The sequence below is a fragment of the Abyssisolibacter fermentans genome (genome assembly GCF_001559865.1).
Classification (GTDB): Bacteria; Bacillota; Clostridia; order Tissierellales; family MCWD3; genus Abyssisolibacter; species Abyssisolibacter fermentans.
This window is the reverse complement of sequence record NZ_LOHE01000049.1, coordinates 47,006-66,181: the sequence shown is the minus strand read 5'-3', so window position 1 is coordinate 66,181 and position 19,176 is coordinate 47,006. Positions and strand designations below refer to the sequence as shown.

Here is a 19,176-nt window from a genome sequence, read left to right as displayed (position 1 = left end):
GAAATGAAAAATGGCTAAAATATTAATGAAGGGAAATGAAGCTATAGGAGCAGCAGCTATAAAAGCAGGCTGTAGGTATTTCTTTGGTTATCCAATTACACCTCAAAATGAGGTACCTGAATATATGGCAAGAGAACTTCCAAAAGTAGGAGGAGTATTTTTACAAGCAGAAAGTGAAGTAGCTGCTATAAATATGGTATATGGTGCATCAGGAGCAGGAGCAAGAGTTATGACATCTTCTTCAAGCCCAGGAATTGCATTAAAACAAGAAGGTATTTCTTATATAGCAGGAGCAGAGCTTCCATGTGTAGTAGTAAACGTAGTAAGAGGGGGTCCTGGATTAGGTGGTATCCAACCTGCTCAATCAGATTACTACCAAGCAACTAGAGGAGGCGGTAACGGTGACTATAGAATGCCAGTTTACGCTCCAAGTAGCATTCAAGAAACTGTTGATTTAATAATGGGAGCATTTGATGTTGCTGACCAATATAGAACTCCAGTTATGATTTTGGCAGATGGTATGATAGGACAAATGATGGAGCCTATTGAGTTTAAAGAGCCAAAGAAAAGAGAATTAGCTCCTAAAACATGGGCAACTACAGGAACAAAAGACGAAAGAAAACCTAATATAATAAATTCACTATTCATAGACCCTCAGGAACTAGAGGATCATTGTATTAGACTTGAAAAGAAATATGATCTTATAGCTCAAAACGAATGTCTTGTAGAAGAATATAAGCTAGAAGGAGCAGAGATTGTTGTAGCAGCTTATGGTACTACTTCTAGAATTGTTAAAAATGCAATAGACAAATGTGCTGAATTGGGAATTAAAGTTGGTTTAATCAGACCTATAACATTATGGCCATTCCCATTTGCAAGCTTTGAAAAAATAGAAGATACTACAAAAGCAGTATTAACTGTTGAAATGAGTACAGGTCAAATGATAGATGATGTTAAAATAGCTATGAACGGTAGAATGCCTGTAGAGTTCTACGGAAGAACAGGAGGAATGGTTCCAACTCCAGATGCTATAGTAGAAAAAATCAAGAAAATTGTTGGGGGTGAAAAGTAATGACAGTAGCATTCAAGAAAACTAAAGGATTAACAGACAAACCTTTACATTATTGCCCAGGATGTACACATGGTATAATCCATAGATTAGTTGCAGAGGTATTAGAAGAACTTGAAGTACTTGATAAAACAATAGGTGTTGCACCTGTTGGATGTTCAGTATTTGCTTATGATTATTTCAACTGTGATATGCAGGAAGCAGCTCATGGTAGAGCACCTGCTGTTGCTACAGGTATTAAAAGAGTTAACCCTGATAAAGTAGTATTTACTTATCAAGGTGATGGAGACTTAGCTTCTATAGGAGCTGCTGAAATAGTACATGCAGCACATAGAGGAGAAAAAATAACTACTATATTTGTAAACAATGCTATATATGGTATGACTGGTGGACAGATGGCTCCTACAACTTTAGTAGGACAAAAAGCTACAACAGCTCCTTATGGTAGAGACGAAGCACATTGTGGTAAATCTCTAAAAGTATCTGAAATGTTAGCTACAATTGATGGAGCTAAATTTGTAGAGAGAGTTTCAGTTAATAGTCCTGCAAATATAAGAAAAGCTAAAAAAGCTATAAAAAAAGCTTTTGAATTACAATTAGCAAACAAAGGCTTTGGTATAGTAGAGGTATTATCTACTTGTCCTACAAACTGGGGACTATCACCAGTAGAGGCTATCAAATGGTTAGAAGCAAATATGATACCATACTATCCATTAGGTAATTTACGTGATGTAGAGGAGGCGAAATAATATGCAAGAAAAAGTTATAATTGCAGGGTTTGGTGGCCAAGGTGTTATGTCTATGGGTCAATTACTAACTTATGCAGGAATGATCGAAAACAAAAACGTATCATGGCTTCCTTCTTACGGACCAGAAATGCGTGGAGGTACAGCAAACTGTAATGTAATGGTTTCTGATAATCTTATTGGTTCACCAATAATCACTAATGATGCTACAACTGGCATAGTTATGAACTTACCATCATTAATTAAATTTGAATCAGATGTAATTCCGGGGGGGAAATTACTAATAAACAGCTCTTTGATAGATAAAAAAGCAGAAAGAGATGACTTAGATGTTTACTATGTACCAGCAAATGAGATAGCTAATGAGCTTGGAAATATTAAAGTTGCTAACATGGTAATGCTAGGTGCATACTTAGAGCTTACAAAAGCTGTAGAAACTGAATCTGTAATAGAAGCTTTCAAAAAAGTGTTCGGAGAAAAGAAAGCTAAATTTATACCATTAAACAGAGAAGCATTAGCAAAAGGTGCGGCTTATATAAATAAATAAAACTCTTATTGAACTCGATATGTAAATATTTTTGAGGCTATAACATAATTATGTTATAGCCTTTATATGTAATAACCTATAACAATGAATTAAGAAAACAAATGAGCATTTCAATTGTAAATCTTACAAAGCTTGACCCTAAAAAAATTCTAATTACATTTTTCTCATTTCAAAAACTTTTATAACAAGAACATAGCATATTATAAAACTAATATTGATATTATATTTCTAAATAAATTGCCTTGTATATGAATTGTAATACTATTCAACTAGAAAATAAGCTATAATAGAATAAGAGTCCAAATTTTATAATGTAGTACATAATATACTATAAAGAAATATACTATTAAAAGAGGGGGTTATTAAATAATGGGCAAACTCTTTGGAACAGATGGAGTGAGAGGAATAGCTAATGTAGATTTAACTGCAGAGCTTGCATATAGACTTGGAAGAATAGGAGCTTACATACTAACAAAAGGTAAGAAAGGTTCTAAAATAATCGTTGGAATGGATACAAGAAAATCAAAAGATATGTTAGGAGCTGCTTTAACAGCAGGTATTTGCTCAGTAGGAGTAGATGTGTTAAACGTAGGTGTGGTTCCAACACCCGCAGTTTCATATCTTACCAGACTACATGAAGCAGATGCAGGAGTAGTTATATCAGCTTCACACAATCCGGTTGATTATAATGGAATTAAATTTTTCAATTCAAAAGGATATAAATTAAATGATGATATAGAAAATGAAATAGAAGAATATATATTAAATGATAAAGATGTTGAGTATAGACCATTAGGCGAAGACATAGGAGAAGTTAATATAATCAAGGATGCAGTGCTAGAATATACGAATTATCTAAAAGGTTTAATTGATGTTGATTTCAAAGGTTTAAAAATAGCAGTAGATTGTGCTAATGGAGCTTCATTTGAAGCAGCACCAAAGCTACTAAAAGAATTGGGAGCAGATATTAAAGTTTTTTACAATACACCTAATGGAATAAATATAAATTTTAACTGTGGCTCAACACATCCTGAGATATTACAAAAGCTTGTAGTAGAAAATAGCTGTGATGTTGGATTAGCATTTGATGGTGATGCAGATAGATTAATAGCAGTAGATGAAAAAGGTAATATTATTGATGGAGACTATGTGTTAGCAATTTGTTCGACTCATTTAAAAGAAAAGGGATTACTTAAGAATGATACAGTTGTAGGTACTATCATGACCAACATGGGCTTAGATAAATATTGTGAAACTCAAGGAATAAAAGTAGTAAAAACAAAAGTTGGAGATAGATATGTATTAGAAGAAATGCTAGAAAAAGGTTATGTCTTAGGTGGAGAGCAGTCAGGACATATAATTTTCCTTGATTATAACACAACAGGAGACGGTTTACTAACTGCATTACAGATTATATCAGTGATGAAAGCAAAAAACAAACCGTTATCTGAGTTAGCAGCAGTATTAAAAAGATATCCACAAATATTGGTAAATGCAGAAGTTAATAAAGATAAAAAGACAAAGTATCTAAAAGATGATATAATAATGAGCGAAATTCAAAAAATAGAAGAAGAATTTCATGGAGAAGGAAGAGTTATCATAAGACCTTCAGGCACTGAAGCCTTGGTTCGTGTAATGATAGAAGGACAAGATGAGAAAAAGATATCTCAAAAGGCAAATTACTTAGCAGATTTAATCAAACAGCGACTTAAATAGTTGCTGTTTGTTATTTAAGTAGAAAACTCGACTTTAAATGAAACTCCTACTCACTTTGTTCCTAGGAGTAAGTGATTCACACCAAATAAATTTGGGTTCTCTGCTTATGATTTTGAAAGATTGATTTTTTGTGTTCTATTTATTCCAAAACTATTATCGAGAAAATTCATTGTTCTAAAAATTTCAATAAGATGATTCTTTTTATATAAATCAAAACACTCTATTTTTGTTTTTTGTGTAATGAAAGGAACCATGATTGTAGGATTATGAAAATCACTTGTATTAAACAAGATATACAAGCTACGAGTAAAGTTTTGATTGTTTGTTATAGCTGATAGAGTATTCATTAAACTATTTATATTACCATTACAAAGTATTTCAGTATTTTCACTTACAATGCCATAGCTAGTAATATTGTTAATATGAGTTAAATGACTTAATTTGTAATTTTGGCTAAATCCAATATATCCAGATTGAGAAATGTACAAGTCATAGTTTTTGTCGCAAGTAAACCTTCTAGCATCTCTTAAGTTAGGATCTTGTTCAAGATTTCTCCTGGCAATGTTGTTTTTGAATGCAATAATACAAAGTATAATAAATTTGACAATTGCATAAGCTGAAACTGCAAAAAAAACGACCATTGCTATCGTACCAATAGTATCCCAGAAGTTTTCACTAATAATTTTTTCAGTCGCAAATATTAAACTAATTGCAGTGACAGTAAAGGATATAAACATTAGGTTACCGATTCTTTTCATTGATTTTAAAATATTAAGCATAAAATTATCCTCCTAAATACATTATTCAGTATATAGCAAACTGTAATAAAATACAATATATTTGATATGAATTATTTAAAATATAGTATCATATTTAAAATTTGGAAATACACTATTAAAGAGGAGAGTAATTAATGTAAGCTTTCGGAAAATGATAAATAAGGTAGAAAATTTAGAATTAAATAATAAGTTTATAAATGTCATGAAAAAGTCAAAAAAGAAAAAGAGACAAAATGCGTAGAAGATGATATAATAAATGTTGATATAAAAAAACAGTATTTAGGTAGAAGGTTGATATGAATAAAACCAAAAAGCAAATTTCTTAGTAAAGCTAATCGCGACTTTCATAGTATTACTGTTTGATACTCATATTTGTAGGAGGTGATAATAATAGAGAATGATACAATTAAATAAGTTTTTAGCGCCAGAACATAATATACTTATGTTGACGAGGGCGAGGTTAATCGAAAATTCGGCGGGTGCCTCGGGGTATACCACTACCCTTAAAGATTCTACAAACCCCACAAGTGATTGTGAGAACAAAAGGAATTAGGTGGTTTAAACTCATGTCTATATTTGAATGAGTTGTTTTGTGATGCCTAAAATTAGAAAAAAATAACAAAATAGAGATAAAATGCAGAAAAATTATATAAAATAATGGAGGATTCAATATATGTGTGGAATAGTTGGATATATAGGAGAAAAGCAAGCTACAAATATTTTAATAGATGGATTATCAAAGTTAGAATATAGAGGATATGATTCAGCAGGAGTAGCAATTATAAATAATAATAAATTGAATGTAAGAAAATTCAAAGGCAGATTAAGTGTACTTGAGGAAGATTTAAGGCAAAATGAGATACAAGGAAATATAGGAATAGGGCACACTAGATGGGCAACACATGGAGAACCATCTGATGTCAATTCCCACCCACATACAAATTGTACAAATGATATAGCGGTTATACATAATGGTATAATTGAAAATTACATGAAGATAAAAAAATGGTTAGAAGAAGTTAGTGATGTAACATTCAAATCAGAAACAGATACAGAAGTAATAGCACACCTTATAGATTATTTTTATGAAGGAGATTTAGTTGATGCAGTATATAAAGCAGTAGAAAAAATGGAAGGTGCATATGCGATAGGTGTAGTATGCAAAAAAGAGCCAGATAAAATAGTAGCGGTAAGAAAAGACAGTCCACTAATAGTAGGGATAGGAAAAGGCGAAAATTTCCTAGCATCAGACATACCAGCACTTTTAAAATATACAAGAGAAGTATATTTGATAGAAAATGATGAATTTGTTGTATTGACTAAAGAAGATATAAAGATATTTAATGAGTTTCGTCAAGAAGTAAAAAGAGATGTATTCAAAGTAACCTGGGATGTAGAATCAGCAGAAAAAGATGGTTACGAGCATTTCATGATAAAAGAAATAAATGAGCAGCCAAAAGGAACAAAAGAGACACTTCAAAGAAGATTAGATGATAACGGAGACATATATCTTGATGGAATCAAGATTACAAAAGAGGATTTAGAAAATATAAACAAAGTATATATAGTAGCATGTGGAACAGCTTATCATGCGGGACTGGTTGGTAGGAGTATAATAGAAAAATATGCTAGAATATCAGTAGAAGTAGATATAGCATCAGAATTTAGATACAGAAACCCAATAATAGACGAACACACATTGTTCATAGCAGTAAGTCAATCAGGAGAAACACTAGACACATTAGCAGCACTTAGAGAAGCAAAAAAACATGGTGCTAGAATTTTATCACTAGTAAATGTAGTAGGAAGCTCAGTAGCAAGAGAATCACATGATGTTTTTTACACATGGGCAGGACCAGAAATAGCAGTAGCTTCAACAAAAGCTTTTACAACACAGCTAATGGCTTTCAACATGATAGCACTACACATGGGTTTAACAAAAGGAACATTAACAAAAGAGAGATACACTAATTTAATCGGGCGCTTAAAAGAATTACCGAATAAAATTCAAACACTATTAGATCAATATGAACTAATACAAGAAGTAGCAGACAAACAATTTAACAATGAAAAAGTATTCTTTATGGGTAGGGGAATAGATGTAGAAATAGCAAAAGAAGGATCATTAAAGCTAAAAGAAATTTCATACATCAATTCATTTGCAATAGCAGCAGGAGAATTAAAACATGGAACAATAGCACTAATAGAAGACGAAACATTTGTAATAGCACTAGCAACACAAGACAGACTATATGAAAAAATGTTATCAAACATAAAAGAAGTAAAAGCAAGAGGAGCACATGTACTTGCAATAGCAAAAGAAAACAACGAAGAAATAGAAAAAATAGCAGACAAGGTAATATACATCCCAGAAACAGAAGACGAATTAACAGCAATTCTTAGTGTAATTCCACTACAGCTATTATCATATTATATAGCAGTGGCAAGGGGATGCGATGTTGATAAGCCACGAAATCTGGCCAAGTCTGTTACTGTAGAATAAGAATCGTCCTAAAATGGCAAAATCCTTCGTTGTTGAAATTTTCGAGACTAATCATGAGTAGAGAACAGAAATCTATGATTTCTTGTGAATCACTTACTCCTAGGAGCGGAGCGAGTAGTGAGCTACATCATGATACGCTCATATCCCTGAAAATTTTAACGCCTTGGATTCCACTCATTTTATAACGATTTTTTCTATAGCACACTAATTGGTGAATTTCTACTAACATCGAGACTAATCATGAGTAGAGAACAGAAATCTATGATTTCTTGTGAATCACTTACTCCTAGGAGCGAAGCGAGTAGTGAGCCACATCATAGTACGCTCATATCCTCGATGTTTTTTATTCCTTGAATTTTACTCATTTTAAAGCAATTCTTCCGAAACGCTCCAAAATGTCGAATTGTTAGACCAATCATGAGTAGAGAACCAAAATCTATGATTTTGTGTGAATTACTTAGTAAGTAAAAACTTTTTCACAAAGGACACGTAATTTAGATTAGAAATCTAGTTACGTGTTTTTTGCTATTTCCATAATAAAGGATATAAAAATGGAATAATATTGGGAAATTTATCATTTAAGATGCAATATTACATAATGAAATAAAAATTTGCGAAAAAGCAAAAAATATGTAGATAATTGTATAAATTATGATAAAATAAAATGTAAAATGGTTTTTATGACGATAACAAAGTGAATTACTTATCTTATTGCTAAGATTCGGTTAAGGTTTTCTACTCTAAAAAAATGGTTATTTATACGTAATTGTCTAATATTTATTTTAAAAGGAATTAAAATCCTTGCTAAATTATTAAATGTATTTTGTAATGTATAAATTAGTTATAAATAAAGCAAGGTAGATCTTTTTTAAAAGTATTAGAAAATATAATTTAATAAAAGTTATAAGGGTTTATAACTAAGATTAAATAAAGGAGGTAATATATGTTTAAAAGGGCTTTATCTATTTTGCTTGTAGTGATAATGATTATGAGTACTATGCCAATCACTGCATTGGCGAACATAGGAAATACAAAGGGTAATACTGCAGAGAAAAATCAGCAGATATTGGACGCTATTTCTCCGATTACCAAGGATAATACAAGCAAGGAGGACATGCTTATCAAGCTTCAAAATTTAGGATTACTGGATGGAGAAGGGGAGCTTGTTACTAGTACAATTATAGTTGATGGTAATGAAATGAATCTTACACAGATAAGAGAAATGTTAAATGCGTCAGAAGCAGATTTAACTAAAATAGTCAGCGTAGATGATATTTCTATTTCTCTTGGTGATTTAAAAAAGATGCTTGCTATAGAGGAGGAATTGACACGTATACGTAGCGAGTATTTAGATCCCAATATTACATTAACAGAAGCACATGAGATGGCATTACAGTCACTTATGAATCAGTTGATGTCAGAGGGGCTTACATTTAATATAGGAGATGGAACTGTTGTTAGAGATTTATCTGGTGTACATAGAGATGTTAGAGTTAGTTTGTTTGCACAAATAACTAGTTCAAAAGTGACAGTTACTGCAAAGTTAAATAAGAAGCAGACAGAGGATGTGACTTTTAGTTATCGTACGCTAGAAGGCAGCGCTACGAAAGATTATTACACAGAAACAACTGATACAGCAACAATTCCAGCTGGTAGTACAGAAACTACTATCAATATTCCTATTAATAATTCTAGTAAAAAGGATTGGTACAATAAGATAAATTTCTATATAAATTGTTATGATATAACAAATGCTCTTTTTGATAACGAAAAGGAAAGTAGTATTATTAGTATTGGCATTGCTGGCGAAGTTGACTATCCTGCTATTTATGGTAGGGTTTCATCGGGTAATGTGTGGGATTTTGGTTCTTATTATGCAGAGGATGAAGGTAGTGTAGTTCAAACAATTAATAAAGAAGGTGGCAATTGGTATCATAGAATTACTCAAGTTGAATCGCCGGCGTATTACAACGGTATATATATCAAAAGGAATCTAATACCAAATGAAGAAATTACGTTTTTAAAGGATAAAGGGATAATAACTCATCTTACACCCTATAGTGCAGTAGGTGTGGAGTTTGTAGATTTTTGGAAGGGCAATGCTATATCCTATAAAGGTACTATTCCTTATCTTTACTATCAGGGAAATAATGGTGAAACTAATGTTATAGGTAGTATTGCAGAAGAGAAAATAAATAGTACGGGATATATTAGTATTGATGATGTGATGAGGGATGATGGTAATATTTATTTAACTGGTTTAGCGTTGAAACATTTAGTAGATCCAGTTCCGGTAATATCACTAAATTCTATAAACTATGGCAGTAATAATCCTTATGAAATGCTTTGCCTAGTTGACTACAAAAAACCAACAGTTACTAAGGTAGAATATACAAGTGGTAATTATGCAATTGGTGACAGTATACCTATCGCAGTTACCTTCTCCGAGCCAGTTAAACCAGATAATCTACAGATTATAGCAAATGGAGTAACACTTAACACTCAGGAGTCTACTAATTCCTATAGTGAGAAATTAAGTTTTCTCTATCCAGTGACTCAGCCTATATCAGAGATAAATATTACAAGAATATCAGGTGTTAGGGACTTGGGCAATAATACAATGAACACATATAACCAAGAGGTGCAGATTGATATTGACGATATTACAGCAGTAAACAAAAGAGATGCTTTTAAAAATTATAACATAGATATTGATGGGAATGAAGCAACAATAGAAATCCCTATTGATACTGATAATGAAGCCGTTTCCAGCTGGATAATTTCAGAGGCACAGGAAAATAATAATGCAGGTATCATTTCTAGTCTTAGTGCAAAGGTAGTTGGAGAAGACCACGGACCTTATGATGTTGTTTTTAAGATAGATGATATAGCTAATCCTACTAAGCTAGTAGGAGAATTTGCCATACCATACAATTTTACCGACAATGATGTAAAATATATCATAGCTTTTTATTTAGACAAAGAGATTGGGTCTAGTGAGAACAAAAATCTTTTGTATGACGTGGATACAAGCTATACAATTGTGCCAACTGTATTCTTAGAAGATGGAGATTTTTCAATAGATTATCAAAAATGGCCAGAGGATTTAAGTAAAGATTTATATATAGATGAAATAGGAGTTTTAGATTTAGGAATTGAAGTAACAAATGATAAAGCTACATGGCAGTCAAATGATGATTTTATGTGGGAAAGTAGTGACGAAAACATAGCTACTATTAATAGTGATGGTGAAATAGTATTTACAGGAAAAAATGGACAAGTATATTTTACTCTTATCGCATTAAATGGAGGAGTAGGGGAACAAGTACAAATCAAAACAGAAACAATGTCCGTTAAAGCAGGACTTACACCTTTTTTAATCATACCAGAGGGAGCTAATACTATTACCGTAACAAAAGGAGATTCAGGACAGTTAAGGTGGAGTAGTAATATTGTTCAAAAGAAAATTGATGCAAGTGAAACAACAGAAACTAACTTTGACATCAATATATACAAGGCAGTTTATGACATAGATGATACAGTAACAAAAGGAGAGCTTGTTTTTAATGACATAGTTTTATCATCTGAAAGTAATCAAGTTGCTTCTTACAATATTCCAGCAGAGGTTATAGCAGATATATCGGTAATAGGAAAAGTTAGCTATATAGTAGAAGTAAGCTCAGAATTGAGTTCAGAGATAATAACAGCAAAGGGATATATTGAAGTTAAAGCTTCTCCTGCTGTAGTTACTCTAGAGCCTTTAGAGAACCTGTTTATTACTGATAAAGTAGATAGTGTAGATATTAACTACTCTGTTGATAATTTTGATAATGTTAATACAGAAAGTGAATTTTTATTTAAGATTATCAAAAATGAAGATGAACCAATTATAGAAAGTACAGAAATGACAGGTAGCTATAATTTAACTATTGATGATGTTGGTGATAATAATCTAAAGGATATCTATACAGTAACTGTAATGGCTAAAAATGCACTAGAGCCTACTTGGTCATATGATTCTTATGTACTATATGTATATAATGAAGATGCCATAAAAATAATTGTGAATGGTGAAGCTGTTTCTGAGTCAATTGTTCTTGATAATAACGCTAAAATTGCAGCCTTGTCCAGTGAGGAAATACTTAAGCTGAAAAGAGAAATTTCTTTAGATAAAAATATTAGTATAAATGGAGATGAGTATGTATGGGCAGAGCTTGGAGATATGATATCATGGGATACATCAGGAAAGTCTGCTACAGTTAATTACAATAACTTAGGCACATATTTTAATATAGATTCTTTGGGATATACTGGTTACTCTCCAAGTACAGAATTTATTTTATCTGGATTAAAAAACGGTGATACAAGGATTACGGCTACTCATGGTTTGTCTAAAATGTCAGACAGCCTTGATGTAAAAGTAACTACCCTTAAAGATAAACTTTATCTTTTTCAAGCTTTTCCAAAAACAGAGACAGAGCTGACATACTACGTTGGAAGTGAGAAAAAGACAGTTACTACAAATAGCAAAGGAGCTATTGCAATATATGAAGAAAACGGAATAAACAGTGATATTTATTTTAAATCATCGTACAATGGAAATGTGTATTTAGGAACTGTTTATAATAATAACCTAAAAACTAAGGAACAGGATGCAACCAAAAATAAGCTTTATCCACTAAATATTGCTGAGCTCAGACCTGTAACAAAGCCTTCAATAGCTTTAACTACAAAAGATGGTAGTGTCTATGATGGAAATGTTACTTTAAGAGGTGGCGTATACAAAAACAGACAGTATTGTGAAAGTGCATTGATTAATGATCATGATGGTAAAGTTGACCAAACTGTTAGTGTTAGAGATGGAGTTTTTGAAGTTAATCTTGATAGTACACAGTTTTGGGTAAGTAATAATAAAGAAGAGTTAAATGGAACGGATGATATAGAGTTTGTTTTTGAACTTCAGTTTCCAAATGGTGAGTATTATCCAGAAGTTATTAAAGTAGATGGTAATGTTAACAATAACAAATATGTTCAAAATGGAGAGAATAAAGTCATTTTAACAAGTATAGAAGCAGGTGATGGGGCTTCTTCATATTTATATAAGAATAATGTATGTTTTGAAGATGGATCAGAATTAAAGATTAATAAGGATGCATCTAAGATTGGACCTAATAAAAACTTTCCTAATATTGAGCTTGTTTCTACTATACTTTGTTTAGATGGAAAAATAGGAGACAGCTATACATCTGAAATAGTTGACCAGTTTAAGGATGTGCCAACTGGGCAGAGTTATAGCATGGTGGATTATCCGTTTTCTAGTTACCCTATTTTAGTCCATAGGCTTAGATTAAATAAAGATACTCTTTGGATGGGAGATAGACTATCAAGAAGTATATTTATAAAAGTAAATAAAGATAACAAACAGATTGCCAAATTACCTTACCATTTTAACATCGTAAATCTTATTAATATTGATATAACAGAGGATGGAGAAGTTACTGGATTCCCGAATAAAATGTTAAGTGAGATTATGAAGTCAGGTAAAGATGACTTTAATACTTCTGATAGAATAATCAGTAAAGTATTAGAAGGAGTAGGCAGCGTAGAAGGTTTAGATACGTCTGTGATTCAAATGATGCTTAAACCTACCTCTGATCCTGCAGTATTTGACACAATAATTAAGGTTAATATTGGATATGGAGATGTGGGAGGTATAGATGATAGAGAGAAGACAGGTACGTATTTAACAGGACCTAGTGAGGATGCTGGAGAATTTAGCCTTGGTGTAGATAGTGCAATTGACACAAGAGATTTACTAGCTGGTGATTATAAAGAAGGCTTCAAAGGTGAAGGTAAAACTAAGAAAATGACAAGTTTAAGTCCATCATTTGAAGGTGGAGGATATGTTACTGGTAAGATAAGATATAACTTTGATGATATGAAATGGGAGATGTTTACTACAAGTACTAACATCCATGCAGCAGCTGGTATTAACAGCCAAATCCTCATTAATTCTATGTTAGGATATGTACCTGTAACCGCAGAGTTTGATGCAAATGGATCTGTATCTTTTTCATATTCTATGGCATCGCATTCTGGTACAAAAATTGAAAGACTATATGATGAAAAGTTTGTGAATGATTACTTAAAAGAACTTAGATTTGATCTTTATGTAAAGGCTTTTGGCGGTATTGGTGTTGATTATTCTATAGTTGCACTTAAAGTAGGAGTATTTGGCGACCAAGACCTCAGCTATACTTTAAGGTGGCTAAACAGAGATTATCTTGATAAGGATAAAAAATTATTTGGTAGTGAATTGAGAGCAGAAGGTAGAGTAGGTATTGAGTTTAAAGCAAAATTAGGTTTTATTGACTATACTAAAATACTTGCAAGTGCTGGATATACAGCTGCTAAGGAATATTTTAGCTGGGATAAAATTGATGACTATTGGAAAAAACATAAGAATGGTACTATTCAAAATGACCCAATTAGTGTAATAGCTTCTAATACATTTAATAATCGTGGAATGGATATGGAAGTTGCATACCAAACTGTTACACTTGAAGATAGAGACTACCTAGAACATTATGACCGTGAATGGAAAGGTCCTGCTAAAAATAGTATAGCTAAGGGGAAAGCATTACTTGTTGCTAGTCTAGATAAGATAGGGATTATGTCTATTGATGAAACAAATGAGGTAGATAGTCTTGAGACAAATTCATACCCTTATTCAAATCCTAAGTTTACTGATGATGGAGAACTATTGGTTTATTTATCGGATATGGACAGTAGTGATGTAGAAAAGACAAAAGTGTGTTTCAGTAAACGTTCTGGAAATTCTTATGAAGAAGGGTCAGAGCTTTATGAAGAAAACTTAGGATATGGAGATTCATATTTAAATGTAGCTGGAGATGATAATTTTGCAGTTGCAACATGGGTAACTCAAACTGAGAGTATCAACAAAGATGCAGGAACTGAGCTCACAAATGAGGATATAGCTTTAATGACAAATAGTACTGAAATTATGGCAAGTATATACTCTAATGGTAAATGGTCAACTCCTGTGGCTCTTTCAGATAATAAGAATGTGGACTTAGCACCTGTTGTTTCTACTAATGGTGACAAGGTACTTGTAGCATGGCGTAGTGCTTATGCAGAAGATGCACAAAAGGCAATTGAGTTTGGTGGAAATGACAAAATAGTGTATAAAATCTATGATAAAGCTTCAAAAACATGGAGTAGAGATGCTAAGGTATTATATAATGGTACATTAGGAAATATAATGGGTATTGAGGCTGAAATGCTTGATGATGGAACAAGCAGTGTTGTATATACTGTTGAAAAAACAGTCGGTGCAGGAGATCCTAATGCAAAGCAAAACAACAATAATCTAGAAGTGCTATATTCTGTAATAGACGTAGATGGTGAGCTTGTACAAAGTGTTAGGGCAACCAATGATGACTATGTTGACGAAAATCCACAAATTACTACTCATAGATTTGATGACGGTATAGAAAGATTTGTTATCGGATGGTATAGCGTAAATGGTGCTAGCGATATCAGGCTAAGTGCGTTCAATAATGAAGGTGCGATTTACAATGGATTTATAGATAGTATAAAAGAAGTTGTAAGTAGTTCAAATGTAAATATAAGTAGCAAATTCAAATTTTCTAAGGGAGAACCTATTGATGATATTTCAATAGTTTGGGTTGAACCTATGAAGAGTGATACAAGTGATGGCGATAATGAAGCTCTAGCGGATAAAGATGGATTATACGGTGTAAAAATACTAGCTAAAGATAAAAGCTTTTTTGCAACATCACCAAATCAATTGGCTGTAATGGATGACTATACTCTAATAGATCATTTTGATGCTAGGACAACAGATGAAGGTAATATCAAGACTGTTATTTTAGCTACAGATTATAATAGTGGTAAAGAGAAACGTTATTCAGCAGAGAGTGGAAGCATCTATGTTAAAGAAGGTGTATCAGAATTATTAACTGCTACAGGAGTTTTTAACAATTGTATTAGAATCAATAGTGTTTATTATGATTTGGAAAGTGTAAGATCGGGTATGGAAATACCAGTTCAAATTGAAGTGTATAATAGTGGTATTGATGAGATAAATACAGTTGATATTGAGCTTGATGGAGCTACAAAGAATTTCAATCTTGAATATCCTCTAGTATCAGGAAGCAGCAAGACATTTACAGTTTATTATACAGTACCAGAGAATATATTAAATGTAGATTATAAAGTAACTGCTAAATATAAATCTGAGAGTGTATCAGAAGACGGTAAACTATATATGGTCTTCCCAGATGTAGGAATATCAAGAATTGATATAGTGGGAGAAAGCGAAGGATTAAGAGATATTGCATTTTCCTTGTATAACGATTCAGGTATAAAGTTAGATGATAACAAACATAGAATTTTGGTTAAATTTTATGATAATGCAAACCTTGAAGGAGAACCACTTAATTCAGTTACCATAACAAGCTCTGATGATATCGAAAAAATTAATAAAGGAACATACTCTTCAGGAGTTAGATTTATAATAGCTGATTTATTAGAAGATGGAATGGAGATACCAAGTGGCGGAATCACTATTTATAGTTATGCAAAAATAGAAGAAGAAACTGATGATGATGAATATGTCAAACTTCCAGAAATAAAAGAAGCTAATAATAAAAAAAGTGTAACCTTTGAAAGTTTGATTGAAAAACAAAATAATCAGAAGGTTACGATTCTAACAAAGCAAAGCATAGATGAAGGCAAAACAATAGTAGATGTTACAGTAAAAAATAATTCACTTGCAGAAACTACAGATGGTAACTTGATTGTTTCTATAAAGAACAAAGCAGGTGAAGTAATAGAGCAAAAGCAAAGCTATGATGTTAGTAAAGAAAATAGTGGCTTGATTAAATTAGGTTACGAAGAGAAAGCTACCCAAAGGTTTGTATTTAATAGTGTGGCAGAGTTAAGTGAAGTATTATACTCTGATGCAGTTTTAGATAAGGATAATGCTGATCTTGGGATACTCACAATAACTGGTGTTCCCCTTTATTTTGAAAGGGATGTGTATACTTACGATATAACAATAGACAAGCCAAAGAATACAACAATAGAGCTTGCAGTAGCTAATCCTAAGTCAACTATTAAGGTTAATGGCACTGAGTTAGAAGGAAGTAAAGCTGATATTTCTATAGGTTATGGATTAAATGTGATATCTATTGAGGTAACATCAGAAGATGGTCAAGTAGTAAAAACCTATACTGTTAATATTACTATACCTTATCCAGATAGTAATTCTAGTTCAAAAGATAAGGATTACTTTAAAGCTAGTGACACTTTGCAGATGAATATAAAGAATAACAGTAAAATATCTATGAAGTATTTTGATCAACTGAAAGAAGAATCAGGTAGAACACTATTATTAAATGGTGATTTTTATTCTATATTCTTTGATGGCAAGAGTGAATTCAAGGATGTTAATACAAAAGAGATAAACTTTGGTTTATCGCTTGATTCTCCTAATGAAAGTCATATTAAGAAATTGACAGGGGATAGTGATATAGTTAATTTATATTTCGCGTATCATGGAGAATTACCAACTCAGGGAGAAGTTGCTGTAGATATTGGAAATAGCTATAAAAATAAAGAGTTGTTCTTATACTACTATAACAATAATACAAACAAGCTAGAAAATTACGGATTGTTAAAAACAAATAGTAAAGGAGAGGTCAAATTTACTATAGACCACTGCTCAGACTATATTTTATCAGAGGATTTGATTTTTGATAGCAGTATATATGAAGAAGATATAGACACTTTAGCATATGTAAATGGTTACCCTAACGGTAACTTTGGTCCAAATGATTATATCACTAGAGGGCAAACAGCAACATTATTAAATAATATTTTAGCAGATATAAAAGCTAGTGATAGTAAGAGTTTTACTGATATTGATATGTGGGCAAAGGATTCAATCATGCAGCTTAGTAGTCTAGGCTATATAAATGGATATTCAGACGGAACATTCAAACCTAATAACAATATTACTAGAGCAGAATTTGTAAAAATTGTTATAAATATTCTTGATGTAGATAAAGTACAATCCTATAGAGAAGTTACTTTAAAGGATATTGATAAAAGCTGGGCAAAAGCAGAAATTGAAATATGTTATAAGTTAGGTTTAGTAAATGGATATAATAATGAATTTAAACCAAATGATTTTATAACGAGAGCAGAGACAGTTACCATAGTCAATAAACTTATCAACAGAGAAATAAATGTTGGTGGTATAGTAAACCCATTTAAAGACTTAACAAATGAGCATTGGGCTTATAATCAAATAATGAGTGCTATTAGATAAAAGTTAAAATATAGATAAGAAATATTATAAAATGAACAAAAAACAATATAAGGTAAAATATTCAACTGAAATCTAACCATTTGGCTAGATTTCAGTTTTTATTATAGACTTTAGCCTATTAAGCTTATTTGCATGTAAATAACATATTATCAATAATAAGGATTAGAATATTCAAATAAAAAAGTATAGCTTTTCATAATAAACCAACTTTAAAACAGCTATAATCAAATGGATGGTCCTAAAAAATCTAGAAATTCAAGGTATTACTATGAAACTTTTGAAAGGAAAAGATTATAATTTTTTACTATTTAGTTGTATGATTTTAACTGCTTCAATCGGTTAAAAATGGGAACTTTTTAATAAAAATATTGTCTAACCTAATATATTGGATAATTTTATATAATGAATGGAGGTTAAAAATGAAGCAATTAATTATTATGGGTGTTATTGCATCCTTTTTTTTAGCAATAACAGGATGTACATTAAGTCAAACAAATGAAACTTGTGCTGTAACTCAAGCTGGTGACACAGATAAATCGTTAACAAAAGAGGAGTATATCGTAACCTCAACTGAAGAGATTAAAGTTGGTGAAGTAATTGTAATTGGTAAGATAATGAAATTTGACGGTGAATTTATTCACATTATTGGTGGGGATGTAGTTCAAGTGTATGAATACAATGGTGAGAATAAGAACTTCTATTTGCATCAGGAAGTACAACTTATTAAAGGCGAAAATAAAAATTATTTAAAAGAATTCAAGAAAGATAACCATACAATTTCGCATACTAGCATGGGAGATCCTATCAAGCAGATAAATGGTGAAGTAGTATCGTTTAAAAAAGATAAATTTACTGTAAAATCAGAAGGTAAAGAGATTGAATTTGCAAACTTTGATGAAAACTTATTTTTAAATAAAGGTGAAAGAGTTACAGTTTATACAATAGATTTTGGTGACAGAAATAGTGCTGTTTTCGTATTGCAAGAAGATAGTAAATTAGACTTAACTATTACAGAATTAACTAGAGATAAAGAAGGGAATCTAAACGCTCTTTTAAAAGATACAAGCAATGGTGTCTACCAAATCAATCTTAGCTATGAATCAGTTGAGTTCAATTTAGCTGATGTTAAAGTAGGGGATACATTAATAGTTTACTACAATTCAATTATGGAAAGTTACCCAATGCAGCTTGATACAGTGTTGATTAGAAAATAACATATTTTAATAAAAAGACCATAATATTTTATGGTTTTTTAAGTTGGACTAGAAAGTATCCCGATTGGGATTTAGTAATAAATCAGCTAAAAAAAAATTTCAGAAATATTAAACGAGCATTAATTGGGGACTCTGTCCTCAAAACCCTGAGGTTTATCACATTAGTTCTTTCCTACATAATACGGGAAACAAGTTGATATGCTCTATGCTCCTATTTTCATTAT

8 protein-coding genes are annotated in these 19,176 nt (G+C 31.7%); 7 read left to right on the top strand and 1 reads right to left on the bottom strand.

Annotated features, from left to right (window positions below):
• Positions 1 to 10 precede the first annotated feature (10 nt).
• The 4 genes from AYC61_RS07840 to glmM all read left to right on the top strand — a co-directional run bounded on the left by AYC61_RS07840 (position 11) and on the right by glmM (position 4,078).
• Positions 11 to 1,072, top strand: a complete 1,062-nt coding sequence (locus AYC61_RS07840; RefSeq protein WP_066499289.1) for a 3-methyl-2-oxobutanoate dehydrogenase subunit VorB — start codon at positions 11 to 13, stop codon at positions 1,070 to 1,072.
• Positions 1,072 to 1,818 carry a thiamine pyrophosphate-dependent enzyme gene (locus AYC61_RS07835; protein WP_066499287.1) on the top strand — a complete coding sequence of 249 codons (747 nt, stop codon included), beginning with the start codon at positions 1,072 to 1,074 and terminating at the stop codon, positions 1,816 to 1,818. Before AYC61_RS07840 ends, AYC61_RS07835 begins: the two co-directional genes overlap by 1 nt.
• A gap of 1 nt (position 1,819) precedes the next feature.
• Complete coding sequence (locus AYC61_RS07830; RefSeq protein WP_066499283.1) at positions 1,820 to 2,362, top strand: 2-oxoacid:acceptor oxidoreductase family protein; 543 nt, start codon at positions 1,820 to 1,822, stop codon at positions 2,360 to 2,362.
• A 369-nt stretch (positions 2,363 to 2,731) separates the two neighbouring features.
• Positions 2,732 to 4,078, top strand: coding sequence for a phosphoglucosamine mutase (gene glmM, locus AYC61_RS07825; RefSeq protein WP_066499278.1), 1,347 nt, complete (start codon positions 2,732 to 2,734; stop codon positions 4,076 to 4,078).
• Between the two features lie 104 nt (positions 4,079 to 4,182).
• Here the strand turns inward: glmM and AYC61_RS07820 are convergent, their stop codons facing one another.
• Entirely contained in the window at positions 4,183 to 4,857 is a 675-nt protein-coding gene (locus AYC61_RS07820) for a hypothetical protein (protein ID WP_066499275.1), read from the bottom strand.
• Positions 4,858 to 5,530: 673 nt separating this feature from the next.
• Between AYC61_RS07820 and glmS the strand changes: the two genes are divergently transcribed.
• From glmS to AYC61_RS07805, 3 genes are all read left to right on the top strand, one after another.
• The gene (glmS, locus tag AYC61_RS07815; protein WP_066499271.1) at positions 5,531 to 7,360 is read left to right on the top strand and encodes a glutamine--fructose-6-phosphate transaminase (isomerizing); all 1,830 of its coding nucleotides are present in this window, start codon (positions 5,531 to 5,533) and stop codon (positions 7,358 to 7,360) included.
• 943 nt (positions 7,361 to 8,303) lie between these two features.
• On the top strand, positions 8,304 to 17,738 hold the full coding sequence (locus AYC61_RS07810) for an S-layer homology domain-containing protein (protein ID WP_066499262.1): 9,435 nt from the start codon (positions 8,304 to 8,306) through the stop codon (positions 17,736 to 17,738).
• A 419-nt stretch (positions 17,739 to 18,157) separates the two neighbouring features.
• Positions 18,158 to 18,952 (top strand): hypothetical protein, encoded by a 795-nt coding sequence (locus tag AYC61_RS07805; RefSeq protein ID WP_066499259.1) that lies wholly within the window; start codon positions 18,158 to 18,160, stop codon positions 18,950 to 18,952.
• Positions 18,953 to 19,176 lie beyond the last annotated feature (224 nt).